The organism is Winogradskyella sp. (genome assembly GCF_013213975.1).
Classification (GTDB): domain Bacteria; phylum Bacteroidota; class Bacteroidia; order Flavobacteriales; family Flavobacteriaceae; genus Winogradskyella.
This window is the reverse complement of record NZ_JABSST010000008.1, coordinates 29534-55279: the sequence shown is the minus strand read 5'-3', so window position 1 is coordinate 55279 and position 25746 is coordinate 29534. Positions and strand designations below refer to the sequence as shown.

The 25746-nt window shown below is 34.1% G+C and carries 26 protein-coding genes and 3 pseudogenes; 23 read left to right on the top strand and 6 right to left on the bottom strand.

All coding sequences use genetic code 11. From position 1 onward, the window contains the following. Window positions 1-302: pseudogene (locus HRU49_RS01990) on the bottom strand (aspartate aminotransferase); the annotation flags it as partial. A gap of 161 nt (window positions 303-463) precedes the next feature. After that, window positions 464-922 (bottom strand): retropepsin-like aspartic protease, encoded by a 459-nt coding sequence (locus HRU49_RS01985; protein WP_296353611.1) that lies wholly within the window; start codon window positions 920-922, stop codon window positions 464-466. A 245-nt stretch (window positions 923-1167) separates the two neighbouring features. On the opposite strand from HRU49_RS01985, the gene HRU49_RS01980 reads away from it, so the two are divergent. The 4 genes from HRU49_RS01980 (at window position 1168) to HRU49_RS01965 (ending at window position 4897) form a co-directional block, all read left to right on the top strand. Next, the gene (locus HRU49_RS01980; protein WP_296353609.1) at window positions 1168-2358 is read left to right on the top strand and encodes a pyridoxal phosphate-dependent aminotransferase; all 1191 of its coding nucleotides are present in this window, start codon (window positions 1168-1170) and stop codon (window positions 2356-2358) included. After that, the gene (gene murB / locus HRU49_RS01975) at window positions 2358-3371 is read left to right on the top strand and encodes a UDP-N-acetylmuramate dehydrogenase (RefSeq protein WP_296353606.1); all 1014 of its coding nucleotides are present in this window, start codon (window positions 2358-2360) and stop codon (window positions 3369-3371) included. The genes HRU49_RS01980 and murB overlap by 1 nt, the downstream gene beginning before the upstream one ends. A 189-nt stretch (window positions 3372-3560) precedes the next feature. Further along, window positions 3561-4094: a sigma-70 family RNA polymerase sigma factor gene (locus HRU49_RS01970; RefSeq protein ID WP_296353604.1), complete on the top strand. Its 534-nt coding sequence runs from the start codon at window positions 3561-3563 to the stop codon at window positions 4092-4094. An 11-nt stretch (window positions 4095-4105) separates the two neighbouring features. Next, window positions 4106-4897, top strand: coding sequence for an anti-sigma factor (locus HRU49_RS01965; protein ID WP_296353602.1), 792 nt, complete (start codon window positions 4106-4108; stop codon window positions 4895-4897). Between the two features lie 66 nt (window positions 4898-4963). Here HRU49_RS01965 and aqpZ read toward each other — a convergent pair. Next, a pseudogene (gene aqpZ / locus HRU49_RS01960) lies at window positions 4964-5647 on the bottom strand (aquaporin Z). Between the two features lie 133 nt (window positions 5648-5780). Between aqpZ and HRU49_RS01955 the strand changes: the two are divergent. Genes HRU49_RS01955 through HRU49_RS01925 form a run of 7 tightly spaced genes read left to right on the top strand, consistent with a single transcriptional unit; the run spans window position 5781 to window position 13099 of the window. After that, window positions 5781-5984, top strand: coding sequence for a membrane or secreted protein (locus HRU49_RS01955; protein ID WP_296353600.1), 204 nt, complete (start codon window positions 5781-5783; stop codon window positions 5982-5984). A gap of 6 nt (window positions 5985-5990) precedes the next feature. After that, complete coding sequence (locus HRU49_RS01950; protein ID WP_296353597.1) at window positions 5991-7103, top strand: glycosyltransferase; 1113 nt, start codon at window positions 5991-5993, stop codon at window positions 7101-7103. Then, window positions 7094-7639 carry a sigma-70 family RNA polymerase sigma factor gene (locus HRU49_RS01945; RefSeq protein WP_296353595.1) on the top strand — a complete coding sequence of 182 codons (546 nt, stop codon included), beginning with the start codon at window positions 7094-7096 and terminating at the stop codon, window positions 7637-7639. The genes HRU49_RS01950 and HRU49_RS01945 overlap by 10 nt, the downstream gene beginning before the upstream one ends. Then, on the top strand, window positions 7639-8883 hold the full coding sequence (locus HRU49_RS01940) for a divalent metal cation transporter (protein WP_296353594.1): 1245 nt from the start codon (window positions 7639-7641) through the stop codon (window positions 8881-8883). The genes HRU49_RS01945 and HRU49_RS01940 overlap by 1 nt, the downstream gene beginning before the upstream one ends. A gap of 51 nt (window positions 8884-8934) precedes the next feature. Further along, a complete protein-coding gene (gene lipA / locus HRU49_RS01935) occupies window positions 8935-9807 on the top strand; it encodes a lipoyl synthase (protein WP_296353592.1) in 873 nt (290 codons plus the stop codon). Continuing rightward, a complete protein-coding gene (gap, locus tag HRU49_RS01930) occupies window positions 9807-10823 on the top strand; it encodes a type I glyceraldehyde-3-phosphate dehydrogenase (protein ID WP_296353590.1) in 1017 nt (338 codons plus the stop codon). Before lipA ends, gap begins: the two co-directional genes overlap by 1 nt. A 29-nt stretch (window positions 10824-10852) precedes the next feature. Then, a complete protein-coding gene (locus HRU49_RS01925; RefSeq protein WP_296353588.1) occupies window positions 10853-13099 on the top strand; it encodes an ATP-binding protein in 2247 nt (748 codons plus the stop codon). Here the strand turns inward: HRU49_RS01925 and lpxK are convergent. After that, window positions 13096-14088: a tetraacyldisaccharide 4'-kinase gene (gene lpxK / locus HRU49_RS01920; RefSeq protein WP_296353587.1), complete on the bottom strand. Its 993-nt coding sequence runs from the start codon at window positions 14086-14088 to the stop codon at window positions 13096-13098. The genes HRU49_RS01925 and lpxK overlap by 4 nt on opposite strands. Before the next feature lie 39 nt (window positions 14089-14127). Between lpxK and HRU49_RS01915 the strand changes: the two genes are divergently transcribed. From HRU49_RS01915 to msrA, 3 genes are all read left to right on the top strand, one after another. After that, on the top strand, window positions 14128-15222 hold the full coding sequence (locus tag HRU49_RS01915; RefSeq protein WP_296353585.1) for a Nif3-like dinuclear metal center hexameric protein: 1095 nt from the start codon (window positions 14128-14130) through the stop codon (window positions 15220-15222). A 2-nt stretch (window positions 15223-15224) separates the two neighbouring features. After that, window positions 15225-16010 (top strand): C4-type zinc ribbon domain-containing protein, encoded by a 786-nt coding sequence (locus tag HRU49_RS01910; RefSeq protein ID WP_296353583.1) that lies wholly within the window; start codon window positions 15225-15227, stop codon window positions 16008-16010. A gap of 128 nt (window positions 16011-16138) precedes the next feature. Beyond that, window positions 16139-16801, top strand: a complete 663-nt coding sequence (gene msrA, locus HRU49_RS01905) for a peptide-methionine (S)-S-oxide reductase MsrA (protein ID WP_296353581.1) — start codon at window positions 16139-16141, stop codon at window positions 16799-16801. 30 nt (window positions 16802-16831) lie between these two features. Here the strand turns inward: msrA and HRU49_RS01900 are convergent, their stop codons facing one another. Further along, window positions 16832-17635 (bottom strand): class I SAM-dependent methyltransferase, encoded by an 804-nt coding sequence (locus HRU49_RS01900; RefSeq protein ID WP_296353580.1) that lies wholly within the window; start codon window positions 17633-17635, stop codon window positions 16832-16834. A 40-nt stretch (window positions 17636-17675) separates the two neighbouring features. Here HRU49_RS01900 and HRU49_RS01895 point away from each other — a divergent pair, with 40 nt between their 5' ends. Continuing rightward, a complete protein-coding gene (locus tag HRU49_RS01895; protein ID WP_296353577.1) occupies window positions 17676-18356 on the top strand; it encodes a hypothetical protein in 681 nt (226 codons plus the stop codon). A 311-nt stretch (window positions 18357-18667) separates the two neighbouring features. On the opposite strand, the gene HRU49_RS01890 is transcribed toward HRU49_RS01895, so the two are convergent. After that, window positions 18668-18865, bottom strand: a complete 198-nt coding sequence (locus HRU49_RS01890) for a (4Fe-4S)-binding protein (protein WP_296353575.1) — start codon at window positions 18863-18865, stop codon at window positions 18668-18670. A 170-nt stretch (window positions 18866-19035) separates the two neighbouring features. Here HRU49_RS01890 and kynU point away from each other — a divergent pair, with 170 nt between their 5' ends. From kynU to HRU49_RS01850, 8 genes and pseudogenes are all read left to right on the top strand, one after another. Further along, a complete protein-coding gene (gene kynU, locus HRU49_RS01885) occupies window positions 19036-20307 on the top strand; it encodes a kynureninase (RefSeq protein WP_296353573.1) in 1272 nt (423 codons plus the stop codon). Then, on the top strand, window positions 20300-21700 hold the full coding sequence (locus HRU49_RS01880; RefSeq protein WP_296353571.1) for an NAD(P)/FAD-dependent oxidoreductase: 1401 nt from the start codon (window positions 20300-20302) through the stop codon (window positions 21698-21700). The genes kynU and HRU49_RS01880 overlap by 8 nt, the downstream gene beginning before the upstream one ends. A 3-nt stretch (window positions 21701-21703) precedes the next feature. Continuing rightward, a complete protein-coding gene (locus HRU49_RS01875; RefSeq protein ID WP_296353569.1) occupies window positions 21704-22111 on the top strand; it encodes a RidA family protein in 408 nt (135 codons plus the stop codon). After that, the gene (locus HRU49_RS01870; protein ID WP_296353567.1) at window positions 22111-23550 is read left to right on the top strand and encodes an aldehyde dehydrogenase; all 1440 of its coding nucleotides are present in this window, start codon (window positions 22111-22113) and stop codon (window positions 23548-23550) included. The genes HRU49_RS01875 and HRU49_RS01870 overlap by 1 nt, the downstream gene beginning before the upstream one ends. Window positions 23551-23560: 10 nt before the next feature. Further along, the gene (locus HRU49_RS01865) at window positions 23561-24085 is read left to right on the top strand and encodes a PsbP-related protein (protein ID WP_296353565.1); all 525 of its coding nucleotides are present in this window, start codon (window positions 23561-23563) and stop codon (window positions 24083-24085) included. A gap of 2 nt (window positions 24086-24087) precedes the next feature. Further along, window positions 24088-24870: an SDR family oxidoreductase gene (locus tag HRU49_RS01860; protein ID WP_296353563.1), complete on the top strand. Its 783-nt coding sequence runs from the start codon at window positions 24088-24090 to the stop codon at window positions 24868-24870. Window positions 24871-24902: 32 nt separating this feature from the next. Beyond that, window positions 24903-25394: a 3-hydroxyanthranilate 3,4-dioxygenase gene (locus HRU49_RS01855; protein ID WP_296353561.1), complete on the top strand. Its 492-nt coding sequence runs from the start codon at window positions 24903-24905 to the stop codon at window positions 25392-25394. A 40-nt stretch (window positions 25395-25434) separates the two neighbouring features. Further along, window positions 25435-25746 (top strand): annotated as a pseudogene (locus HRU49_RS01850) (amidohydrolase); the annotation flags it as partial.

Genomic DNA, 25746 nt, shown 5'->3' with positions numbered 1-25746 from the left:
TGAATAGCCTCTCGATTATCATTATTATACTTATCATTGGATGGTACTGTAATTCGTTCCTTAACAAACCGAGTTCCATTGTGATCTAATACAATACCACTGTTATTATAAGAAAAGGTATCTTTAAAAAATCCATTTTTCTTTAAATACAATATACTATTTCCATAATCAACAAATAAGTTAAACCGTTTTAATATTTCGCCCCCAACACTACCATTTCGCTTTTCATAAATTTTATCCAAATCAATATATGCTGAATCTGGAAAGGCAACATTTACATCTCGTAACTCGAAATTACTCAATCCAAACTTTTGAACTTTGGATCGTTTACCATATACTGATCCACTGAGTCCCTTACCTAAATAATCTATAACGTATAAATTATTATTTGGTCATCTTCAAAAAGCCATAAAGCATCACTGCTACCTGTACCAATGAGTAACTTAACGTCATGCATTTGATCCTACAATTGAACCGTTGAATTTAAATAAGGCTTTTTATTATCAACATCTAGCGGAATTGTCACCCATTTCTTATGAGTCTTAGCCTTAAATGTTTCTGGATTATGTAGTCTTATATACCGTGAGTTATAGTTTATCTCAACCACAAAGTCCTTGAAAACATCGCAACCAATAATCCCATGTACATACACTCCAAGTCTTGGTGTAAAATTTATATCCTGATCGAGGATGACATACAATTCTTGATGTCTATATATTGCCTCACCTATTTTAAAATTATTGTTCCTCGATCGCAAGGCCCTAATTCGTCCTTCCGCACCTAGACCATGCAGAAAAAAGGTTTTAGTATTGTTTAAATCCAAAGCATCACTCTCAATCAGATTAAATAATATTGGTCTACTCATACCGCTATCTAGGACAAAAGATAATTTCACTCCATTGATTTCAACAGGGATAATCATTAGGTTACTTGTTAACTCGAATTTATTTTTTTGGCTTGCTTTCTTATTAAGCAAAAATCTTCCTTAAGCGTTAATAAAGTAACAACACAAAAGGAAAATTACAGCAATAAAATATCGTAACGGTCGCTTCAATAAGAGTGTGCTTTAACTGAAGTTACAAATCTTTATCATATGAGATATTTTAATCTTGATTTTTTACATAAACTTTAAGAATTTTCAGAACTTTGTGTTTTAAAAAACTAACGATGCCAAAAATTTCAAGCAAAGGCATAAAAATGCCAGAGTCACCAATTAGGAAATTGGTACCATTTGCAGAAGCCGCTGAGAAATCCGGAAAAACCGTTCACTATCTTAACATAGGACAGCCAGACATTAAAACCCCTCAAATTGCTTTAGATGCCGTAAAAAATATTGACTTAGATATTATTGCATATTCAAGATCTGAAGGTTCTGAATCTTATCGAAAGAAAATTGCCAATTATTATAAAAAGAATGGTATTTCTGTAACTCATGAAGATATCATTGTAACCACTGGTGGTAGTGAGGCATTATTATTTGCCTTTGGAAGTATTATGGACAAAGATGATGAGATCATTATTCCTGAACCATTTTATGCAAATTACAATGGATTTTCGACGTCATCTGGAGTTAAAGTTGTACCTGTAATTTCAAAAATTGAAAATAACTTTGCCTTACCACAAATAGAAGAATTTGAAAAATTAATAAGTCCAAAGACAAGAGCAATATTAATCTGTAACCCAGGAAACCCCACAGGATATTTGTATTCAAAAGAAGAAATACAAAAATTAGCATCCATCGTAAAAAAACACGATCTCTTTTTAATCGCTGATGAGGTATACAGAGAATTTGCTTATGATGGGACTTCTCATTATTCGATCTTACAAGAAGATAGCTTAATAGATAATGCTATTGTTATTGATTCTGTTTCTAAACGCTATAGCATGTGTGGTGCTCGTGTTGGATATTTGGTTTCTAAAAATAAAGATTTCATAAAAACCGCATTAAAGTTTGCACAAGCTAGATTAAGTCCACCCACATTAGCTCAAATTGCGACGGAGGCTGCCTTAGATACTCCACAAAGTTACTTTGACGATGTTATAGACGAATATGTAAATCGAAGAAATACGTTAATCACAGAATTACAAAAAATCCCTGGTGTTAAAGTTGCTAAACCTAATGGTGCTTTTTATTGTATAGTAGAATTACCAATTAAAAATTCAGATGATTTTGCGCGTTGGTTGTTAGAGTCTTTTGACTATGATAATAATACAGTCATGGTAGCGCCAGCTGCGGGATTTTACTCAACACCAGGTGTTGGCAAAAACCAAATTCGAATTGCATACGTATTAAATGAAGAAAGTCTTAAGACTGCTGTTAACGTTTTAGCGGAAGCTCTTAAAGTTTACAAAGATTAATGCTAATAGAAAAAAATGTTTCTTTAAAGCCTTACAATACCTTTGGTATAGACGCCAAAGCAAGAACTTACTGCAATATTTCAAATCTTGAAGGCTTAAAAGACATCTTAACACTGAAAAAGGATGATCCTTTATTTTTTTTAGGTGGAGGCAGTAATATGTTACTCACAAAAGACATTGAAGCCTTAGTACTTCATTTAAATCTTCGAGGCATTGAGATTGTACATGAAACCAGTAACAAAGTCCAAATTAAGGCAATGGCTGGGGAGAACTGGCATGAATTTGTTTTGTGGTGCTTGGAAAGAAATTTTGGAGGTGTAGAAAATATGTCGTTAATACCAGGTAATATTGGTGCGGCTCCCATTCAAAATATTGGTGCTTATGGTGTAGAGTTAAAAGATGTTTTTGTGAGTTGCAATGCCATTGACATATATTCTGGAGATATAAAGACCTTTTATAAATCTGATTGTAAGTTTGATTATCGCGAATCTATTTTTAAGCAAGACTTAAAAGGTAAATTTATAATTATAAGTGTTGTTCTAGAACTTACAAAATCAAATCATGAGTTGCATATGGATTATGGTGCCATAAAACAGCAGCTTGAAGCGTCTAAAATATCAACTCCTACCATTCAAGATATTTCCAATGCTGTTATTGCAATTAGACAAAGTAAATTGCCCGATCCAAAGGAAATTGGTAATAGTGGAAGTTTTTTTAAAAATCCTGTAATTACATCTAACGAATTTGAAAAGCTTAAAGAAAATTTCCCTGAAGTTCCATCGTATAAAGTATCAGAAAATACTATAAAAGTACCTGCAGGATGGTTAATTGAGAAAGCAGGGTTTAAAGGAAAGCGATTTGGTGATTATGGTGTTCACAATAAACAAGCCTTAGTGTTAGTTAACTACAATAATGCAAAAGGTCAGGACATTTATGAGCTAGCCCAACTTATACAGAAAACGGTAAAACGGATTTTTAATATAACTATTGACACTGAAGTTAATATCATTTAAAAACAAAAACCACAGGAATTATGTGACTCTTGAATAAGAATAATCTTTAAAATGCTATTAATCAATCTATTTTTCGGAAAATTATTCTTTAAAAATGTGCCATTAACCTTGTTAGGCCTAATTAACTATATTTACGTTTTATATATCAATTCGGACATCCTGAAAACCAAATAATTAGATTTTAATATTTTGAGTGTATCACCAACAGAGAAAAAAATAATTGATTTATTAGCTAAAAGAGACAAGAGAGCCCTCAATTTACTTTATGAGAACTACTCTAATAGTCTTTATGGAGTTATACTTAAAATTACAATCAACGAAGAAATCGCTGAAGATGCCTTACAAGAAACTTTTATTAAAGTTTGGAAAAATGCACACAAGTATGATTCGAGTAAAGCTAAATTATTTACCTGGTTATTCAGAATCGCACGAAATACCGCTATTGACAAATTAAGAAGTTTTAATAATCGATATCAGAAAGAAGTCCAAATTGATACTTCTAACGTATATATCCTACCAACAAGTGATTTAAACCAAGATGTTATGGATATTAAAGAACATGTTGGTCGACTTGAAAAAAAATATCAAATTGTACTCGACGCCTTGTTTTTTCAAGGCATGACGCAACAGGAAGCTAGCGACGAATTAGATATTCCGCTGGGAACCATCAAGTCGAGACTAAAAATAGGATTACGTGAACTTAAAAAGGTTTACGATCCTTAAAATAGATGAATATGGAAAAAAAATTACATCGTTTTTTAGAATCTAACTTACTTAATAAGTACTTAGTTGGTGATACTTCTGTTGAGGAAACTCAAGAAGTTGAACGCTATATTAAGAACTTTCCTGAAGTCGCTACGGCGTACGAAAAACTTCAGCATAATTTGGAACTTATTGCAAAAGTAGGAGCAGTTGACGTGCCAAACAATATGCTTTCAAACATACTTGATGCTTTAGATGAATCCAATGAAACTAAAGTTATTCATTTAGTACAAAATAGTAAGACTCCTTGGTATAGTATTGCAGCAAGTGCTGCTGCAGTATTATTTGCTATCTCTACATTATTCTTATATCAAAAAAATCAACTTTTATTGGACGAAAACAATATTGTTGTTGATGAAATTTTTGATTTGAGAAGTGACATCCAGAATAACAATGCAAAATTAGACAAACTTTCTAGAGAGTTTAATAAGTTAAATAACCCCGATGCACGTAAATATGTAATGAGTGGTAATGACAGAGCAAAGGATTTAAAAACGGTTGCCTACATCAATCCCGTTGAAAAAACTACAATGATTGATGTGATTTCCTTACCACAACTACCAAAAGATCAGCATTATCAAATTTGGGCAGAATTACAAGATAGAATGGTTAATTTAGGTATCTTAGATGAAACGGAACGAGAGCTAAGACCAATTCCATATATGGAAGATGCATTAGCCTTAAGTATAAAAATTGGAACAGATGGCAATGAAAAAGTTACCAATGATAATTCAGTTGCTGAGATTTCCTTGAAAGACAAATAAGAAAATATTACAACCCAAAAAAGGCACGGATAACCGTGCCTTTTTTTTATGAAATAAAGTTGAAAACTATTCTTTTTCAAACATCGATTTATGAATTAATCCACCAACAATTGCACCAGCTATTGGTGCTACCCAAAAAATCCAAACCTGCGATAAATAGGCACCATCAGCAAATAGTGCCTGACTTAATGATCTTGCAGGGTTAACAGAAGTATTAGATATTGGAATACTTATAAGATGAATTAAAGTTAAGGCCAATCCAATAGCAATCGGTGCAAAGCCTTTAGGAGCGCTAACGTTAGTACTTCCTAAAATTACTAACAAGAAAAATGCAGTTAACACAATTTCTGCAATAATAACAGCAGTCATACTATATCCACCAGGCGATAATTCGCCATACCCGTTCGAAGCGAAACCACCAACCGTTTCAAAACCTGATTGACCTGAAATAATTAGATATAATACACCAGCAGCTGCAATGGCACCTACCACTTGAGCTACGATGTATCCAATTAGATCTCTAGCCTCAAATTTACCACCAGCCCAAAGACCTAAGGATACAGCTGGATTAAAATGACCACCTGAAATATGACCTACAGCATAAGCCATTGTTTGTATTGTTAAAACAAAGGCCAATACTACAACGAATCAAATACCTAAATCTGGAAATCCAGCAGCAAAAATAGCACTATCACAGCAGCCAAAAACAAGCCAAAACGTTCCGAAAAATTCCGCAAATAATTTCTTCATAATTGAAAATAAATTAGTTAGTTAATAAATATTTAAAATAATGTGACACAAGAATTACAGATTAGGTCACAATCACAAAAGGGGGATAAATAAATGTAAAACCATTATCTTTGTACTAAATATAATGATTTAAATGAAATTATTACTCCTTACACTTGGATTGTTAGCAATAGGCGTTGCGGGAATAGCCATTAAACTATGGGCCAAAAAGGATGGAGAATTTGCCGGAACATGTGCAAGTCAAAATCCTATGCTAAATAGAGAAGGTGAAGCCTGCGGATTTTGTGGTAAAACTCCAGACCAATTTAAAGATTGCAACGAACCTCAACACTCATAGGGTTTAATGAGCCTATCAACAATCCTTTTTATTGTTTTTGGAGTTATTGTTTTTATTCAGATTTTATATTATCTGATTTTTCTTTTTTCCTTTTCAGCTGTTAGACCTGATTCTAAATCAAAAAAACACATCCCGGTTTCTGTAATTATTTGTGCAAAAAATGAAGCCGAAAATTTAGAAAAGAATCTCCCTTATGTTCTAAATCAAGAGTATTCAAACTACGAAGTGGTTTTGATTAATGATGGATCATCAGATCAGACTCTTAAGATTATGAAACAATTTGAAGCAAAATATGATGTTATAAAAATTGTTGATGTGCGAACAAACGAAGCTTTTTGGGGAAATAAAAAATATGCACTCACATTAGGTATTAAAGCCTCTAAAAACGACTTTTTAGTCTTTACAGATGCCGATTGTAGACCAAATTCTAGTCTATGGCTACAACATATGAGTAGTAAATTTTCCAATGAAAAAGCCGTTGTATTAGGTTATGGCGCCTATGAAAAAAAAAGATCTTCAATTTTAAATCTATTAATCCGATTCGAAACTATACTTACAGCATTACAATACTTTTCTTATGCTAAACTAGGAATACCTTATATGGGAGTAGGCAGAAATATGGCCTATACAAAAGAACTATTTTTTAACAATAATGGTTTTAATGGTCATATGTCAGTCAAATCAGGTGATGATGACTTATTCATTAATGAAGTTGCAGATAAAAATAACGTAGCCTTATGTTTTGTTAAGGACAGTTTTACCATATCTACCCCAGAAGAGTCATTAAAGGATTGGATAAGGCAAAAGCGAAGGCATGTAAGCACATCACGATTATATAAATTACAACATAAACTACTTCTTAGCTTGTTTTATTTTTCGCAGTTAACCTTTTGGATACTTGGGATATTACTATTAATAATTGCTTACAATTGGATCTGGGTAGTAAGTTTAATTGCATTACGTTTCACAGTTCAATTATTAAGTTTTACACTTGCTGCAAAAAAATTAGATGATCTTGGTCTAGTATATTTTGCTCCAGTTTTAGAATTATTTTTAATTACTACACAATTAAGTATCTTTAGTGCTAATCTTATGGCAACACCAAAACATTGGAAATAAAAAACGCGATTAGTAAAGCTAAAAAAAACGACCAGATTGCGTTCAACTTCCTTCTTGACACCTTTTGGAATGATGTTTATGCCTTTCAATTAAGGCGTACACAGAATGAAAATGATGCTGAGGATATAACCATCCAAACCTTTTCTAAGGCCTTTGATAAAATCAACACTTACAATGATGATTACAAGTTTAACACTTGGCTTATAACCATTTCAAAAAATATTCATATTGATTTAGTTAGGAAACAGAAAAAGTCTATTCAGAACACATCTAAAGATAATGACGAGAATTTTCTAGATATTATTGATGATTCACCTTCACCTGAGGACAAAATTATAACTGAACAAAATTTGGCTAAACTTTTAAGAGATATAAAAAAATTGAAGCCACATTACCAAGAAGTGATTAATCTTAGGTTTTTTCAGGAATTGAGTTATAAAGAAATATCTACAGAATTAAATGAGCCTATCAATAATGTTAAGGTAAAACTACTACGTGCTAAAAAACTATTAGCCGAAATTATTACAAGAACATAATGTTTTCTTTTTTAAAAAAATTAGGGCCTGGTTTGCTTTTTGCCGGTGCTGCAATCGGTGTATCCCACTTGGTACAGTCCACAAGAGCAGGTGCCGACTTTGGACTTGGGTTGTTATGGGCTTTACTTTTGGTAAATTTATTTAAATATCCGTTTTTTCAATTTGGACCTCGTTATGCCGCAGCTACAGGAGAAAGTCTTTTAGAAGGTTACTACAAACTAGGTAAAGGAATTCTCATAGCTTATTTCATATTAAGTATAGCAACCATGTTCACAATTCAAACGGCTGTGACTATTGTAACAGCAGGTTTAGCTAACTCTTTATTTGGAGATGTGAGCATTCTCAATTTTGGAATTGAAACTATATCTAGTGTAGAAATCTGGACAATAATTATATTATTAATTTGCTTGTTTATCCTTTTTTTAGGAAAATATAGAACCTTAGATAAACTTATTAAAGTTATAATAATTACGCTTACTATAAGCACGCTTTTAGCTGTTAGTTTTGCTTATACAGAATTTACATTACCATTATCGATTGTACAGATTTTTCCTGAAAATACCACTGAAATAGCATTTTTAATCGCCTTTATGGGCTGGATGCCAGCTCCTTTAGATATTTCTGTATGGCATTCTATATGGGCCGTAGAAAAGAAAAAAGATGAAGGGTTATTTACTCCAAAAGAAGCGCTTCTAGATTTTAATGTGGGTTATATAGGTGCAATCCTATTGGGTATTGCCTTTGTTTGTCTAGGTTACTTTGTCATGTTTCAATCTGGCGAAACATTTAGTAACAAAGCAGCTATTTTCTCAAATCAGCTTATAAATTTGTATACCAATAGTTTAGGGAATTGGGCTTATATAATAATTGGAATTGCAGGATTTACCACCATGTTCAGTACCACAATTACAACTTTGGACGCTTCACCTAGAGCTATGGCTAAAAGCCTAGATCTTCTAAGTAATAAAGTTTATAAAAACGGGTATTTACTTTGGATATTACTCCTAACTCTAGGAACCATTTTTATATTTTTTGCCTTAGCCTCAGAAATGGGACTTTTAGTTAAAATCGCGACGATTTTGTCCTTTATAACCGCACCGTTTTACGCTATTATTAACTATGTATTAATAACCAGTAAACACACTCCCGAAGAATGGAAACCAAACTCAAAAATTAGAGTGTTATCGTGGGCGGGAATTATATTTTTGCTTGGATTTAGCATATGGTACCTTACTATTCTTTAGCCTATTTTTAATTAATTACTTCGTATCTTTGTTTTTCGAAAAAGGAAATTAATGGAAACTAAAGTCGCTTCAAATATTTTGCCAGAACGCAAACCAAAATGGTTACGTGTAAAATTACCAACAGGTAAGAAGTATACTGAACTTAGAAGTCTTGTCGATAAATATAAACTCAATACCATTTGTACTTCTGGAAGCTGCCCCAATATGGGAGAATGTTGGGGAGAGGGAACAGCGACTTTTATGATCTTAGGAAATATATGCACGCGTTCTTGTGGTTTTTGTGGTGTAAAAACAGGACGTCCAGAAACCGTTGATTGGGATGAACCCGAAAAAGTAGCACGCTCTATAAAGATCATGCAAATAAAACATGCCGTATTAACTAGTGTGGATAGAGATGATCTTAAGGATATGGGAAGTATCATGTGGGCAGAAACCGTTAAAGCGGTTCGCAGAATGAATCTTGAAACCACCTTAGAGACTTTAATACCAGATTTTCAAGGTATTGAAAAGCATATTGATAGAATTATTGATGTTGCACCTGAGGTTGTATCACACAATATTGAAACCGTGCGACGATTAACTCGTGAAGTTCGTATTCAAGCAAAGTACGATCGTAGTATGGGAGTCTTAAAATATTTAAAACAACAAGGGCAAAGGAGAACTAAATCTGGAATTATGTTGGGTTTAGGTGAGACACGTGAGGAAGTGATTGCAACCTTACACGATTTAAGAGATAATGATGTGGATGTGGTTACGATAGGTCAATACTTGCAACCTAGCAAAAAACATTTGCCTGTTCAGCGTTTTATAAATCCAGATGAATTTGATGAATACAAAGCCATAGGTCTTGACCTTGGCTTTAGACACGTTGAAAGTAGCGCGCTTGTAAGATCATCTTACAAAGCGCAAAAACATATCAATTAATGATCAAGGTTGCTATAAATGGCTTCGGAAGAATTGGCCGGCGCGTATTTAGACTTGCTCTTCAGCATCCTAATATTAGAATTGTTGCAATTAACGACACAGCCGATGCTAAAACCTTAAGCCATCTTTTAAAATATGATAGTATTCATGGAGTATTGAACGAGGCTATTTCTTGGAATGAAAATCATATCATAGTTAACGGAATAGAAATTCCACTTTTCAATCATAAGCATCCTAAATCTATCGACTGGTCTTCTAACTCGCCAGATTATGTGATTGAAGCCACAGGAAAATTTAAATCTAAAATTGATTTAGACTATCATTTAGCCAATGGAGCTGCACAGGTTATTTTATCGGTTCCAGCAATCGATGATTCAATTAAAACCATTGTTCTTGGTGTAAACGATCAATTAATTGAAGGATCAGAGCAAATTATTTCCAATGCCTCCTGTACCACTAATAATGCCGCACCAATGATAGCATTAATTAAAGAACATTTTGGCATTAAGCAAGCCTATATAACAACAATTCATTCCTATACAACAGATCAAAGTCTTCATGATCAACCGCACAGAGATCTAAGACGAGCGCGTGCGGCTGGCCAATCTATAGTGCCGACTACCACAGGTGCTGCAAAAGCATTAACCAAAATATTTCCTGATTTATCAGATGTTATTGGCGGATGTGGTATTAGAGTTCCAGTGGCAAACGGTTCACTAACAGATATAACAATTAATATAGAACAAGACACCACCATAAAAGAGGTTAATGCGATTTTTAAGAAAGCCTCAGAAACATCTTTACAGGGTATTTTAGAATATACTGAAGATCCAATAGTATCCGTTGATATAGTTGGAAATACACATTCATGTATATTCGATGCACAAATGACATCGGTTATTGGTAATATGATAAAAATAGTAGGCTGGTACGATAATGAAACAGGCTACAGTTCAAGAATTTTAGATTTAATTTACAATTTATCGGACAAAAACACACTTTTATCGAATAAATAACTATATTTGTTATTATAAAGTGAGCTGAAATGTCCCGAATCAAATATCACATATTTGTTTTTTTAGCATGTTTTTGTACCCTGGTTTTCGCACAAATTGAAGGTGTTGAAGACACAGATTTACTCTCAATGCGCCTGCAGGAACGAATAATTCAAGCCAAACTTGAGAGTGACAGAGGAGATTATTATAATGCCTTAGATAATCTTGATAAGGCGAAAGCTATAGCCGAAAAAATTGACGATAACGTAAATTTAGGCTCAATTCACACTAAAATTGCAAGAGTAAGATATTTGGTTGGTGAGACTGACAAAGCAAATGTTTCTTTAAATACCGCTATTCAAATACAACGCGAAAATTTTGACTATCCAAACCTTGCAATAACTTATAATATTAAAGGTGTTATTCATAGCTCAAAAGGAACAAAAGAGGAATATGAAACAGCGCTTGGGTATTATAAATCATCTAAAAACTTATTTGAGCAAGAAGATTTAGAAGAATATATTTCCGAAGTTACACTAAATGAAGCCAAGGCATTAATTGCTCTGGAACGTTTTGGGGAGGCCAAATCTAAACTAGAAAGCACTATTATTATTGCGAAGAAGTATGAACAACAGCGCACATTAAGCAGCGCTATGATACAATCTGGCAAAGTTTCAAGCGCAATGGACAGTAATGATCTAGCTTTAAGACAAGTAGATGAAGGCTTAAGAATAGCTCAATCTTACAATATTATTGAAAATATCAATGAAGCTTATCTTACCTTAAGTGGTATACATAAAGCGAATGGAGATTATAAAAATTCTTATGACTTTATAACAAAACATTACCAGCTATCCGATTCAATTTTAGATATTAGAAGAGAAAGTCTTACACCTGGTATTACAAGTCAATCTATTAGTAAGTATAAGGACGCCGAAAACAAGGAACTCAAGCAACAAAATGTAGAACTTCATGCAGAAAGTAATTTTTCTCGAATCACAACAATATTAAGTATTGCGTTAATAACAATTCTATCCTTATTAACATTGTCATTATATAAGAACAACAATATAAGGTTAAGAACAAATAATATGCTTCATACAAAAAATGATGAACTCATCATTGCCAAGGAGAAAGCAGAATTAGCGTCTAAAACAAAAGCAAATTTTTTATCTACAGTAACTCATGAGCTTAGAACACCGTTATATGCCGTTACAGGATTAACTAATATGTTATTGGATGAAAACCCAAAAGAACACCAAATTCCACATTTAAAATCACTTAAATTTTCAGGAGATTATCTATTAACCTTTATCAATGACATACTTCAAATCAATAAGATTGAAGCTAATAAAGTTGAGTTAGATCCTGAAATATTCAACTTAAAAAATAAAATAGAGAATGTAATTTCTGCCTTAAGTAATTCTGCAAAAGATAATGGCACCAAATTACATTTCTACTATGACGATAATTTACCAGAAATTTATAATGGTGATCAATTAAAAATATCCCAAATCTTAATTAATCTACTCGGAAATGCTATTAAATTCACGAAAGATGGAGACATCTGGGTGAGAGCCTATAAAGTTAGTCACAAAGATGATCTTTATACTTTACGCTTCGAAATTGAAGATAATGGAATTGGTATTACAAAAGAAAAACAAGCCCATATGTTTGAGAGTTTCTCCCAAGGTTCTGTGCAGATTAACCGTAAATATGGTGGTACAGGTCTTGGACTTTCAATTGTAAAAGGACTTATCCAAATTCTAAAAGGAAAAATTTACTTGAAGAGTGAGCTCGGTAAAGGCACTACCTTCTTTTTTGAAATTCCTTTAGAGAAAACAGAAACCTTAGATACTCCAGCAGTAGAAGAAACTAAAGAAACAAATAAAATGGAAGATTTGGATTTAAGTGAAGTTAAAATCTTAGTCGTTGAAGACAACAAAATAAATCAAATGATTACAAAGAAAATCCTAAATAAAATGGGCCTTTATTGTGATGTAGTTGATAATGGTGAAGCGGCTGTTGAGCAAGTTAAAACTACAACATACAATGTTGTACTCATGGATATTCATATGCCAGGTATTAGCGGACTTGAAGCCACTAAAATTATCCGTACATTTGATAAAAAATTAGTCATCTTTGCACTTACTGCGGTAACTTTAGAAGATAAAATGCATGAATTTGGTGAGGCCGGATTTAATGATATTATTTCAAAGCCATTCAAACAAGAAGATTTCGAAGCAAAACTACACGATGTACTTTCTGGGAAAGAGGTTGTTTCTAGTTTCTTTTAGACCATAAAAGATGTCAAAGTCTTATTAAATTCTTCTTCTCTATCAATTTTAATTTCAATTGGAAGGTAGTACAGATCTAAACTTTCATTGTTCGAAAGCCTTACATAATCCTTTTCAGTGGTCACAATTAGACCTTTTTGAGATAAGACTTCAATATCGCTAGGTTTATAACTGTAATGATCTGGATACTCCATATGGTCAAACACTAAACCTTTATCATTTAAGAATTCTGTTAAGGGACTCGAATTTGCGATGCCGGTCACTAAAGTAAATTTTGGCAAAGCATGTATTGGCAATTGATTATCAACTGAGATCACGTTTGCAGCATAATCAATGTGACTAAAAAACAGTTGTTGTTGTGAACGTATTTTTAATTGCTCTTTAATAGCCTCTTTTTCCCGATGAGTAATACCATCAGGACATTTTGTTACCACAATAATATTTGCACGTTTTGCACCAGATCTTGGTTCTCTTAAATTTCCAGTTGGTAAAACAATATCATTAGAATAAAGATGATGATAAGCCGTCAGTAATATATTGAATCCAGCTCTTACTTTTCTATGCTGATACGCATCATCTAACAAAATGACTTCAGTTTTATCTTTAAGCGATAGTAATTGCTCAATACCGTTTTGGCGGTTACTATCAACCGCAACCTTAATATCTTGAAACTTTCTAAAAAATTGAAATGGCTCATCGCCAATCGTATCTGCAGTTGCAGACTCATCTGCAAGTATAAATCCTTCTGTTATACGTTTATAACCCCTACTGAGTGTTGCTATAGACTTATCATGAAATAATAACCGAATTAAGTACTCTATCATTGGTGTTTTACCCGTACCACCTGTACTAAGATTACCAACACAAATTATAGGAATATCATAGGCTTTTGAAGATTTAATACCGTTATCATATAACCAATTGCGCAGCCATGTAACCAAATAATAAATTGGCACAACAGGAAACAAAAGCGTTCTTATAAACTTCACACCACTAAAATATGTATTTTTGAAAGAAATTATATACTTATGACCGTTCAAGATGTAATTAATCAATTACAAGAATTAGCGCCATTGAGTTATGCTGAAGACTTTGATAATGTAGGACTTTTAGTTGGTGATAAATGTCAAGAAATCACAGGAATTCTTGTAACACTAGACACGCTTGAAGCAGTGGTTGAAGAAGCTATCAACAATGACTGTAACTTAATTGTAAGCTTCCATCCTATAATTTTTAAAGGTTTAAAAAAACTTACAGGTAAGACCTATGTAGAACGTGTTGTTATTAAGGCAATTCAAAACAACATTGCCATTTTTTCAATTCATACCGCATTAGACAATGCCTTTCAAGGGGTCAATTCTATAATCTGCGATCAGTTAGGATTAGTAAACAAGAACATATTAATACCAAGCTCTGGCACCCTGAAAAAACTACAAACCTATGTCCCAAAAAATAATGCTGAATCATTGCGAACTGCTTTATTTTCAGCGGGTGCTGGTAGTTTGGGTAATTATGATGCTTGCAGCTTCAATACGGACGGCATTGGCACATATAAAGGAAATGAATACGCTAATCCAAGCATTGGCAACAAAGGTGAACTACATTCTGAAAACGAAACAGCTATTTCAGTTGTTTTTGAAAAACATTTAGAGGTTAAAATACTGCAAGCGCTTCTTAGCAATCATCCTTATGAAGAGGTGGCTTTTGAAGTTGTCACTTTAGACAATACAAATCCTTACAGAGGGATGGGTATGGTAGGCGAACTTGAAACAGCGATGAATGAAAAGGAATGCCTTGAATTTATAAAGAGCAAAATGAAGGCATCAAGTGTGCGTCATTCCAATTTATTAAATAAGCCAATAAAGCGCATTGCGGTTCTTGGTGGATCTGGAAGTTTTGCTATTGGTGCTGCAAAAGCTTCAGGTGCAGATCTTTTGGTTACTGCAGACTTGAAATATCACGACTTTTTTAGTGCTGAAAACAGTATTATTTTGGCAGATATAGGTCATTATGAGAGTGAACAGTTCACAAAATCATTTTTAGTGGACTATCTCTCGAAAAAAATTACTAATTTTGCAGTCGTTTTATCAAAGACAAATACAAATCCGGTAAAGTATTTATAATTATGGCGAAAAAAGCTGAAGTTACTGTAGAAGAGCGTTTAAGAGCCTTGTATGATTTACAGTTAATTGACTCTCGTGTTGACGAAATAAGAAATGTTAGAGGCGAACTTCCTTTAGAAGTTAGAGATTTAGAGGATGAAGTTGAAGGACTGAATACGAGATTAGAAAAATTAAATGATAGCCTTGCCGTTATTGATGAAGAGATTAAAGGAAAGAAAAACTTAATCGAAGAAGCTAAAGCTTTAATCAAAAAGTATAGCGAGCAGCAGAATAACGTAAGAAATAACAGAGAATATAATTCATTAACAAAAGAAGTTGAATTTCAAGAATTGGAAATTCAATTGGCTGAAAAGCACATCAAAGAATTTAAGGCTCAAATAGAGCAAAAGAAAGAAGTTATTTCAGAGACTAAAGAGCGTTTAAAAGATCGTAAGGAGCACTTAAAGCACAAAAAAGGTGAACTTAATGAGATCTTAAAAGAAACTGAAAAGGAAGAAGAAGCACTTCTCGCTAAGTCTGATGATTTCCAGAAGAAAATTGACGAACGCCTTGTAAAAGCGTATTTAAGAATTAGAAATAATGTAAAGAATGGATTAGCAGTAGTACCAATTGAGCGTGGTGCATCTGGTGGATCATTCTTCACAATTCCTCCACAAGTACAAGTAGAAATTGCTTCTCGTAAAAAAGTAATTACAGATGAGCATAGTGGACGCATTCTTGTAGACGCTGTTTTAGCCGAGGAAGAAAAAGTAAAAATGGAAAAGTTATTTGCTAAGTTAAGTAAGTAATTATCCTTCAATAATATGTAAAAGCCTTCACAATTTGTGAGGGTTTTTTTTATTTAATAAAACTTTAAAGAATTTCATTTTAAGGAATTGTAACTTTGTACGTCTATTGAAAAAGAAAATATCAAATCATGAAAAAGTTACTTTATTTTTTAAGCATTAGCCTATTTTTTAGTTGCCAAAACCAAGCACAAGTTAGTCCTGAACAAAAGGCAATAATTGAGGCAGAGCCAGTAGTTGTAACATTAGAAAATGGAAAAGCCCGTGCTTATTTTGCCAGCGGTTGTTTTTGGTGTGTTGAAGCTATTTATGAAAGTGTAAATGGAGTTGATGAAGTTATTAGTGGATTCGCAGGTGGCCATACTGACGATATTACTTATGAGAAAAGTCACTCAGGAACAACAGGACACTCAGAAACTGTAGAGGTTATATATGACCCAAAAGTAGTGAGTTTTGCCACATTGGTTGATATATATTTTGGATCTCAAAATCCAACACAAGTCAATGGTCAAGGTCCAGATAAAGGTCCACAATACAGATCTATTATATTCTATCAAAATGATGAACAGAAAACAGTTATAGAGAAAAAGAAAGCAGCTCTTGCTAAAGAATTAGATGCTACAATTGCAGCAGAGATTTATCCTTTTCAAAAATTTTACCCAGTTTCTGCTTACCATCAGGACTTTGAAAAACGTAATCCTAAACATCGTTACATCATAGCGGTATCTATACCACGATTAAATCGCTTTAAAGCAAAGTTCCCAGAATTGTTAAAGGAAGAAGAAAAACATTAATAAGCAACCAGTCTAAAAAGGTTGGTTTTTTTATTTAACCTTTGTTGCCTTAATTTCAAAAAGCATTGGAAATAGCTGATTCTTCATTTTATACATACCATTGTCTAGCTTAATCAGATCCGGGAATACATCATAAGGGCTTTCGTCATATTCGTTCAAGTAATCTATCTGCAATCCCGCCTCAATAAGTGCATTAACCACTTCACTTAAGCCATGATTCCAACCATACTCTTTACTCACCATTTTTGAAGAAGTATCGGCATAAGTCCCTTCATATTCTTCATATATTACCTCATCTTGATTGTAGTGATAAGTCATTTTTGGTTGCCCTTCAACATAATCAAACATCCAAAGAATAGGGTGAAACTCAACAATATAAAATGTACCACCAACTTTAAGTCGTTCAGCAATCATTTTAGCCCAAGGCTTTAAATCTGGTAACCATCCAATGGTACCATAACTTGTATAAACAATATCAAATGTTTTTGAAATATGGTTAGAAGTATCTAAAACATTACAACAGACAAATTCTGTATTGAGATTGAGCTCCTGACTTAGAGAGGTAGCCAACTTAATAGCCTCATCACTAAGATCTACACCAACACAATCAGCCCCCATTCTACTCCAACTCATGGTATCTTGACCAAAATGACACTGTAAATGCAGCAAAGACTTACCATTTACATCTCCTAGTGCTTTTAATTCATATGGCATCAGCGAAGTGTCACCAGCCTTAAAACCCGCCATCTTATACATTTCACTCTGAGCATGAATGGTTACCTTTTGGTCCCAGGTGGCTTTATTTACTTCAAAATAATTAGTGTGATTTTCCATCGTTGGTTAATTTTGTGTCTAAATTAAAAATTCATTACAAATGAAATACACGATGACCTCTATTATTTGCTTTTTCCTAGTCATTTCTTGCAATTCCGAAAAGAAAAAAACCATTATCGAGGAAACCTCTAAAAAATTAACGATAGCAGAAAAAATTGCTAATGCGCACGGCTATGAAAATTGGAAAAATGTATCCGAAGTAAAATTCACCTTCAAAGTCGACAGAGACACCATTAAAGGACAAGGGCGATCCTGGGTTTGGCGACCAAAAGAAAACAAAGTAAGTATGTCCTTAGGCGAGACTCAAATCTCATATATAAGACATGAGATGGATAGTACTCACATTGCAGCAGACCGTGGTTTTATTAACGATAAATTTTGGTTGCTAGTTCCATTCCAATTGGTTTGGGATACATCGGCAACAATTTCTGATCCAGTGGTTGCAAAATCGCCTATCAAAAATGAAGATTTAAATATGATTACGCTTCTATATGGTAGTGAGGGAGGCTACACACCTGGTGATGCTTACGATATTTATTATGACGAAAACTATATGATAAAAGAATGGACATTTAGACAAGGAAATTCTGAAGCACCATCGTTATCAAATACGTTTGAAAATTACCGAAATTTTAATGGTATCAAAATTGCAATTGATCATAAAAAAGATGAAGGTAAGTGGAATTTGAACTTTGCTGATGTAAGTATAACCTTAGATTAATCTATCTATAAATATTTGGTATTACTTTTGTTAACTACAATGTAAGTTTCACGTGGGTTCTTTCGACTTAAAACGTATAGCTTACATTTCCCGCCTAACGGCGTCTATATATATCCAAGCACTTTATCTCACGAGTTAAAGTGCTTTTTACGTTTTGGTCTCTAAAGTTTTCTTTTACGTGTGCATTATCACAACATGGTTTATGCTCTCAGGCAGAATAAGGTTAGAAGGTGTTTGTTTTGTTTTGAGTCTCTTTTGTACCATCTTTTCGTTTCAATCTTAAGACACCAAAATCAATAGTAGTGCATTTTTCAACACTTCGACTTTAGTTTCCATGATTGTGAAGGAGCTTCACTCTCATCGTTCATGTGGTAGCTGAATGCGCCAAATGAACGTTGATATGTGGCATTTATGAGTTCATCGGTAATACCTGTATGAATTTTAATCCATGGTGTATCTTTAAGTTGAAATACATTAGATAAGGCTTTTACACACATCGCAGAGTGCATATAATTTTAGGCTTTCCATGCCACAGTAATACCACCATTAAAATAATCTTTTGTTTTTCCACAATCTATTTGTTTCTCTTTAAGACACTCAATTTTTATTACCAAAAACGACCTTTATTTCCCCAATTTAAATCCTTATTTTTGTTACAAATTGAAAAATCAATAGTACTTTGTCCGACTATAAAATTGGCCTTGATTTTGCCAAACAACAAGATGCCTTAGACGAGTTATCGCATTACAGACAACAATTTCATATCCCAAAAGACAAGGATGGAAATGAATTAATTTATTTGTGTGGTAATTCGCTTGGACTGCAACCTAAAGCGACCAAAGCATACATTAATCAAGAATTAGATGATTGGGCAAACCTTGGCGTAGAAGGTCATACCGAGGCTAAAAACCCATGGCTACCTTATCATGAATTCTTAACTGAAAGTTCGGCCAACGTAGTTGGTGCAAAACCTATCGAGGTAGTTACAATGAATTCATTGACGGCTAATCTTCATTTTATGATGGCCTCGTTTTATCAACCAACAGCAGAGCGTTATAAAATATTGATTGAAAGTGATGCATTTCCTTCAGATAAGTATGCTGTAGAGTCACAATTACGCCATCATGGTTATGACGATAAAGAAGGTTTAATCCTATGGACACCAAGGGCTGGTGAGGAGCTTTTGAATTATGATGATCTTGAAAGTATTTTAAAAACTCAAGGAGATGAAATCGCTTTAATTATGATTGGAGGTGTAAATTATTACACAGGCCAATTTTTCGACTTAAAACGCATAACACAATTAGGGCATCACTATGGCTGTAAAGTAGGTTTTGATTGTGCGCACGGCGCTGGAAATGTTGACTTAAGTTTACATAATTCAGGTGCCGATTTTGCAATTTGGTGTACTTATAAATATTTAAATTCAGGTCCAGGTAGCTTATCTGGTTGTTTTGTTCATGAGCGTCACGCTCATAATAAAAATCTAAATCGATTTACGGGATGGTGGAGTCATAACAAAAACACCAGATTTAACATGAGACACGAATTTGATGTGCTTCCAGGTGCTGAAGGTTGGCAATTGAGTAATCCACCTATTTTATCTATGGCTGCAATTCGCGCTTCGTTGGATATATTTAATGAAGTTGGCATAGAGCAACTGATTAAAAAGTCACAGCATCTCACTGGTTATTTCGAATATCTATTAAAAAATCTTGGTGAGGATGTGATCCGAATTATAACACCAGAAGACCCAAATCAAAGAGGGTGTCAACTCTCAATCCAAGTTTTAAATGCAGACAAAACGTTGTATGATAAATTGACTCAAGCAGGTGTTATTAGTGACTGGCGAGAACCAGATGTCATCCGATGTGCACCTGTACCACTCTACAATTCATTTGAGGATGTTTACCATATGGTAGAAAAAATGAAAGGTATTTTAAATGAATAATAAACAACAAAATATCGTAATTATTGGCGCAGGCCTGTGCGGCAGTCTACTAGCTTTACGCTTAGGGCAACGCGGCTATAATGTTGCAGTCTATGAAATGCGACCAGATTTACGCAAGACAGATATTTCAGCTGGCCGTTCGATTAACTTGGCCTTTTCAGATCGTGGCAATAAGGCAATGAAAATGGTTGGGATTGCAGAAAAGGTCAAGGAACTTTGTATCCCGATGAACGGACGTATGTTACACGATCGTGAAGGCAATACCCTCCTTTCAAATTATAGCGGAAGAGATTATGAATATATTAATTCCATTTCAAGACAAGATCTTAATGCACTGTTACTTGATGAAGCGGAAAAACACAATAATGTTTCCATTCACTTTAATAAAAAATGTCAGACCGTAGACTTTGAAAAAACGACAGCTTTATTTCAAGATTATCATACTAAACATGAATTTATTGAAGATGCTGATTGTATTATTGCTACTGATGGAGCAGGTTCTGCACTGCGCAAAAGCTACTTTTTAGAGAAAAAATTTCTATTCAGTTTCTCCCAACAATGGCTAACACACGGTTATAAAGAATTAAGTATTCTGCCTAATTCTGATGGTCACTATAAGACCTACAAAAATGCCCTACATATCTGGCCAAGAGGTGATTTTATGATTATTGCATTACCAAATTTAGACGGCAGTTTTACGGTAACTTTGTTCTTGAGCTATGATAAAGGAGAGTATAATTTTAATAATTTAACGACTCCAGAAATTGTTACTGAATTTTTCCAAAAAGAATTTCCTGATGCTTTAGCTTTAATGCCAAACTTAGTAGATGATTTTTTCGAAAACCCAACAGCTCCCTTAGGAACAGTCAAATGTTCTCCATGGTATTATAAAGGTAATACCTTGCTTATGGGAGATTCTGCACATGCCATTGTGCCATTTTATGGACAAGGTATGAATGCCTCTTTTGAGGATGTTGTAGAATTTGATAAAATATTAGATCAATTTGAAGGCAACTGGGAGCAGGTATTTTCTGAGTATAACAAGATAAGAAAGAAAGACACCGATGCCATTGCCGATTTAGCCATTGATAATTTCCATGAAATGAAAGACCATGTCGGCCAGGCTATTTTTCAGGAAAAGCGTAAAATAGAAATGGCATTAGAAAAGGCATTTCCTGAAGACTATTCGTCAAAGTATAGTTTAGTAACTTTTAATGAAGATATAGGCTATAGAGAAGCCATGTTAAGAGGACGTGCTCAAGATAAAGCCATTTTAAATATGTTAGCGGACGGCATTATTACTACGGACGATGACATTAAAGATATTTTAGACAAAGTTAAAACCGAAACAGAGGCAATTCTTGAAGATGATAGAGTTGCAGGATTACATTAAATCATGAGTGAAAAGACAGTTACACCAAGAGGCGCCTATCCACATGTAAAACAAGTTGGAGATTTTATATTTGTTTCAGGCACTAGTTCGCGAAGACCAGACAACAGCATTGCTGGAGTAGATGTTATAGATGAGATGGGTACTAAGAAATTAAATGCCTATACCCAAACCCAAGAGGTTCTGAAAAATATAGATAAGACCCTTGCAAAAGTTGGTGCTTCTTTAAAGGATATTGTAGATGTGACCTCTTTTTTAGTAAATATGAATGACTTTGCAGACTATAACCGTGCCTATGCTGAGTTTTTTGACATAGTAACTGGACCAACACGAACAACAGTGGCTGTGCATCAATTACCACATCCTGATTTAGTGATTGAAATTAAAGTGATGGCTTATAAGAAGTCTGAATAATGCATATCCAAAACTTCATAAACGGTAATTTTCAGAATCCATTATCTAATGATTGGATTCCTAATTATAATCCTTCTAGTGGAGACGTTTATGGGCAAATCCCCAACTCTTCGAAAGAAGATGTGGACGCTGCTTATGAAGCTGCAAATTTGGCCTTTAATCGGTGGTCTCAAACAACTTTGGAGGAACGTAGCCGGATACTTCTTAAAATTTCAGAGCTCATTGAATCGAATTTAGACCGGTTAGCTAAAGCAGAAAGTAAAGATAACGGTAAACCCTTATGGTTGGCTAAAGCTATAGATATTCCTCGAGCCTCCAGTAATTTCCGTTTTTTTGCTAATGCCATCACGCAATTTGCCAGTGAAAGTCACGAAAGTATTGGACAGAATGCCATTAACTACACCCTAAGGCAACCACTCGGAGTTGTTGGATGTATTTCGCCCTGGAATTTACCACTCTATTTATTTACTTGGAAAATCGCACCAGCAATTGCTGCTGGTAATTGTGTTATTGCAAAGCCAAGTGAAGTAACGCCAATGACAGCCTATTTATTGGCAGAGATCTGTAACGAAGCTGGTTTACCAAAGGGAGTATTAAACATTGTTCATGGTTTAGGAACTACAACAGGACAGGCTATTGTAGAACATTCTGAAATTAAAGCCATCAGCTTTACAGGTGGCACCTCTACTGGGGTACACATTGCAAGAACTGCTGCGCCAATGTTTAAAAAATTATCTTTAGAATTAGGCGGTAAAAACCCAAATATCATATTTGCCGATTGTGATTATGAGGACATGCTCACTACAACGGTGAGATCATCTTTTGCAAATCAAGGACAAATCTGTCTTTGTGGTAGTCGTATTTTTATAGAAGCATCATTATATGAGAAGTTTAAGATTGATTTTATTGCTAGGGTAACACAATTAAAAGTTGGTCATCCGTCTGATACCGAAACTAAAGTTGGTGCTTTGGTCTCAAAACAGCATTTAGAAAAGGTAATGAGCTACATAGATATAGCAAAAGAGGAAGGCGGAATAGTTCTTACAGGTGGCAATAAAGTAAAGGTGAAAGGCTATGAAAATGGTTATTATTTAGAACCTACAATTATTGAAGTAACAACAGACGAATGCCGTGTCAATCAAGAAGAAATATTCGGTCCAGTTGTTACAATTATGCCCTTTACATTAGAGGACCAAGTATTAGACATGGCAAATAAGGTAAAATATGGCTTATCTGCGACGCTCTGGACTAATGATTTAAAACGTACCATGAGACTGAGTCATAAATTACAAGCTGGTATTGTTTGGGTCAACACTTGGCTAATGCGAGATCTAAGAACACCATTTGGTGGGGTAAAAAACTCTGGTGTTGGACGAGAAGGTGGTTTTGAAGCCTTACGCTTTTTCACAGAACCTAAAAATGTATGTATAAAATATTAAAAAATAAAAAATGAAAATTAGCTTATTAAGTCTCATATTTACTGTATTAACGACAGCAATATTTGCACAAGATGGTTGGAAAACCTATCAAAAAGACAATTACTCTATAAACTACCCGTCTAATTGGGAATATAGCGATCAGAAACCCGAACCTACAATTGCATTTATTTTCATGAGCCCTGAAGCCTCACAAACAAAAGATTCCTTTAGAGAAAGAGTAAATCTAACCATAGAAAATTTGGTACATGAAGACCTAACATTAGAAGCATATACTGAAAAAGTATTAAAACAAGTGAAACAAGTGCCAAACGCTAAAATGGCAAGCGCCTTACCAGTAACAATTGGTGATATTGAAGCAACTAATATTATCTGGTCTGCAGAATTAGGAGGTGGTATGAATTTAAAATTCAATCAATTATTCACAGTAAAAGATCGGGTAGCCTACGTACTTACTTTTGCCTCTACTACTACAGAGTATGAACGATATGAAAAAGATGCTATAATGATTCTTAATAGCTTTAAATTTACCAAGTAAGTATGGATTTAGGCCTTAACAATAAATTTGCCCTTGTTTGCGGAAGTACAGCAGGTATAGGAAAAGCTACAGCAATAGCATTAGCAGCAGAAGGTGTTGAAGTAACCTTAATAGCTAGAAATGAGGATAAACTTAAAGCAGTTCTAGCAGAGTTACCTCGGCATCGAAATCATAATTATATCGTCGCTGACTTTTCAGATCCTGAAGCTTTAAAGGAAAAAGTAGAAGCACATATTAATAGTAATCACGGTTTCCATATTTTAGTTAATAATACTGGAGGGCCAGCAGGAGGGCCAATATTTTCTGCTCAGATCGAAGCATTTGAAAGTGCATTTACCCAGCATTTAAAATGCAACCATGTTTTAGTACAAACATTGGTTCCTTTTATGAAATCAGAACAATATGGTAGAATTATTAATGTCATTTCTACGTCTGTTAAACAACCACTTGATGGTCTTGGAGTAAGTAACACTATTAGAGGTGCTGTAGCTAATTGGAGTAAAACTTTAGCCAATGAATTAGGACAATTTGCCATTACCGTAAATAACGTTTTACCCGGAGCAACAAGTACAGAGCGTTTAAGCCAAATCATTAAAAACAAATCAGCCAAACAAGGAATTGATATTGAAGAAGCATCTAGTAATATGAAAAACAGTGTGCCTGCTAAACGTTTCGCAAAACCAGAAGAAACAGCAGATGCAATAACATTTTTAGCTAGTGCTTGTGCGGCTTATATCAATGGAATTAATCTCCCAGTTGATGGTGGTCGAACAAAAAGTTTGTAACTTTATGATTCACTACAGTAAATATTAAAATCATGAGTAAAATATATCCGCCTATAAATTTTAAAGCCTGGATTGAAGAAAATCGTCACTTACTGAAGCCACCAGTAGGAAACAAAGTAGTTTGGAAAGACGGTGACTTTATTGTCATGGTTGTTGGTGGTCCTAACAGTAGAAAAGATTATCATTATAATGAAACGCCAGAATTCTTTTATCAGGTTGAAGGAGATATTGTTTTAAAGGTTATTGAAGATGAGAAACAAAAAGATATTCATATAAAAGAAGGTGACATTTTCTTATTACCTCCGGGTATTCCCCATTCGCCAAGAAGGGGACCTAATACAGTTGGTCTCGTTATAGAATATCCAAGACCTGAAGGTGTAAAGGATAAACTACAATGGTATTCAGAAGATAATGGCGACTTACTTTATGAAGAAGAATTTACATTAGCAAATATTGAAACTGATATGCCAGCTATTTTTGATCGCTACTACAATACTATCGCGAAAAAAGATTCAGAAGATTAAAGTATAATCAAAAACATACACTTAAAATTCTAACCGCTCAATGACTAGAAAAAAACTAAGAATAAATGGTCATTCTCATCTCCTTCCCTATCCTGAAGAGATTCCAGATTTTATGAGAGATAAAGGCATTTTCTGGGTCGACAAGGACAGAAAGTTTATGCTACAAAAGGATTGGAATAGACCTATTACTGATTCTAGTTTTTTCTTAAATGAAAAGCTGGCTTGGATGGAGCATTTTAAAATAGACCATGCCGTTGTTTTAAATTTATCCCAGCTCTATGGGAACGGTTTACGCTTAGAGGAAATGAAACAGGCTTTGCGATTTCAGAACGATTTTAATGCGCGTATTCAG

Coding starts and splice junctions, on each gene's coding strand:
- HRU49_RS01965 (WP_296353602.1), top strand. CDS start 4,106: ATGGAAAAAAAATTACATCGTTTTTTAGAATCTAACTTACTTAATAAG.
- murB (WP_296353606.1), top strand. CDS start 2,358: ATGCTAATAGAAAAAAATGTTTCTTTAAAGCCTTACAATACCTTTGGT.
- HRU49_RS01940 (WP_296353594.1), top strand. CDS start 7,639: ATGTTTTCTTTTTTAAAAAAATTAGGGCCTGGTTTGCTTTTTGCCGGT.
- HRU49_RS01915 (WP_296353585.1), top strand. CDS start 14,128: ATGACCGTTCAAGATGTAATTAATCAATTACAAGAATTAGCGCCATTG.
- gap (WP_296353590.1), top strand. CDS start 9,807: ATGATCAAGGTTGCTATAAATGGCTTCGGAAGAATTGGCCGGCGCGTA.
- HRU49_RS01870 (WP_296353567.1), top strand. CDS start 22,111: ATGCATATCCAAAACTTCATAAACGGTAATTTTCAGAATCCATTATCT.
- HRU49_RS01880 (WP_296353571.1), top strand. CDS start 20,300: ATGAATAATAAACAACAAAATATCGTAATTATTGGCGCAGGCCTGTGC.
- HRU49_RS01950 (WP_296353597.1), top strand. CDS start 5,991: ATGAGCCTATCAACAATCCTTTTTATTGTTTTTGGAGTTATTGTTTTT.
- HRU49_RS01925 (WP_296353588.1), top strand. CDS start 10,853: ATGTCCCGAATCAAATATCACATATTTGTTTTTTTAGCATGTTTTTGT.
- HRU49_RS01875 (WP_296353569.1), top strand. CDS start 21,704: ATGAGTGAAAAGACAGTTACACCAAGAGGCGCCTATCCACATGTAAAA.
- HRU49_RS01865 (WP_296353565.1), top strand. CDS start 23,561: ATGAAAATTAGCTTATTAAGTCTCATATTTACTGTATTAACGACAGCA.
- HRU49_RS01910 (WP_296353583.1), top strand. CDS start 15,225: ATGGCGAAAAAAGCTGAAGTTACTGTAGAAGAGCGTTTAAGAGCCTTG.
- HRU49_RS01890 (WP_296353575.1), bottom strand. CDS start 18,865: ATGCACTCTGCGATGTGTGTAAAAGCCTTATCTAATGTATTTCAACTT.
- HRU49_RS01860 (WP_296353563.1), top strand. CDS start 24,088: ATGGATTTAGGCCTTAACAATAAATTTGCCCTTGTTTGCGGAAGTACA.
- msrA (WP_296353581.1), top strand. CDS start 16,139: ATGAAAAAGTTACTTTATTTTTTAAGCATTAGCCTATTTTTTAGTTGC.
- HRU49_RS01985 (WP_296353611.1), bottom strand. CDS start 922: ATGATTATCCCTGTTGAAATCAATGGAGTGAAATTATCTTTTGTCCTA.
- HRU49_RS01980 (WP_296353609.1), top strand. CDS start 1,168: ATGCCAAAAATTTCAAGCAAAGGCATAAAAATGCCAGAGTCACCAATT.
- HRU49_RS01900 (WP_296353580.1), bottom strand. CDS start 17,635: ATGGAAAATCACACTAATTATTTTGAAGTAAATAAAGCCACCTGGGAC.
- HRU49_RS01955 (WP_296353600.1), top strand. CDS start 5,781: ATGAAATTATTACTCCTTACACTTGGATTGTTAGCAATAGGCGTTGCG.
- HRU49_RS01855 (WP_296353561.1), top strand. CDS start 24,903: ATGAGTAAAATATATCCGCCTATAAATTTTAAAGCCTGGATTGAAGAA.
- HRU49_RS01895 (WP_296353577.1), top strand. CDS start 17,676: ATGAAATACACGATGACCTCTATTATTTGCTTTTTCCTAGTCATTTCT.
- lipA (WP_296353592.1), top strand. CDS start 8,935: ATGGAAACTAAAGTCGCTTCAAATATTTTGCCAGAACGCAAACCAAAA.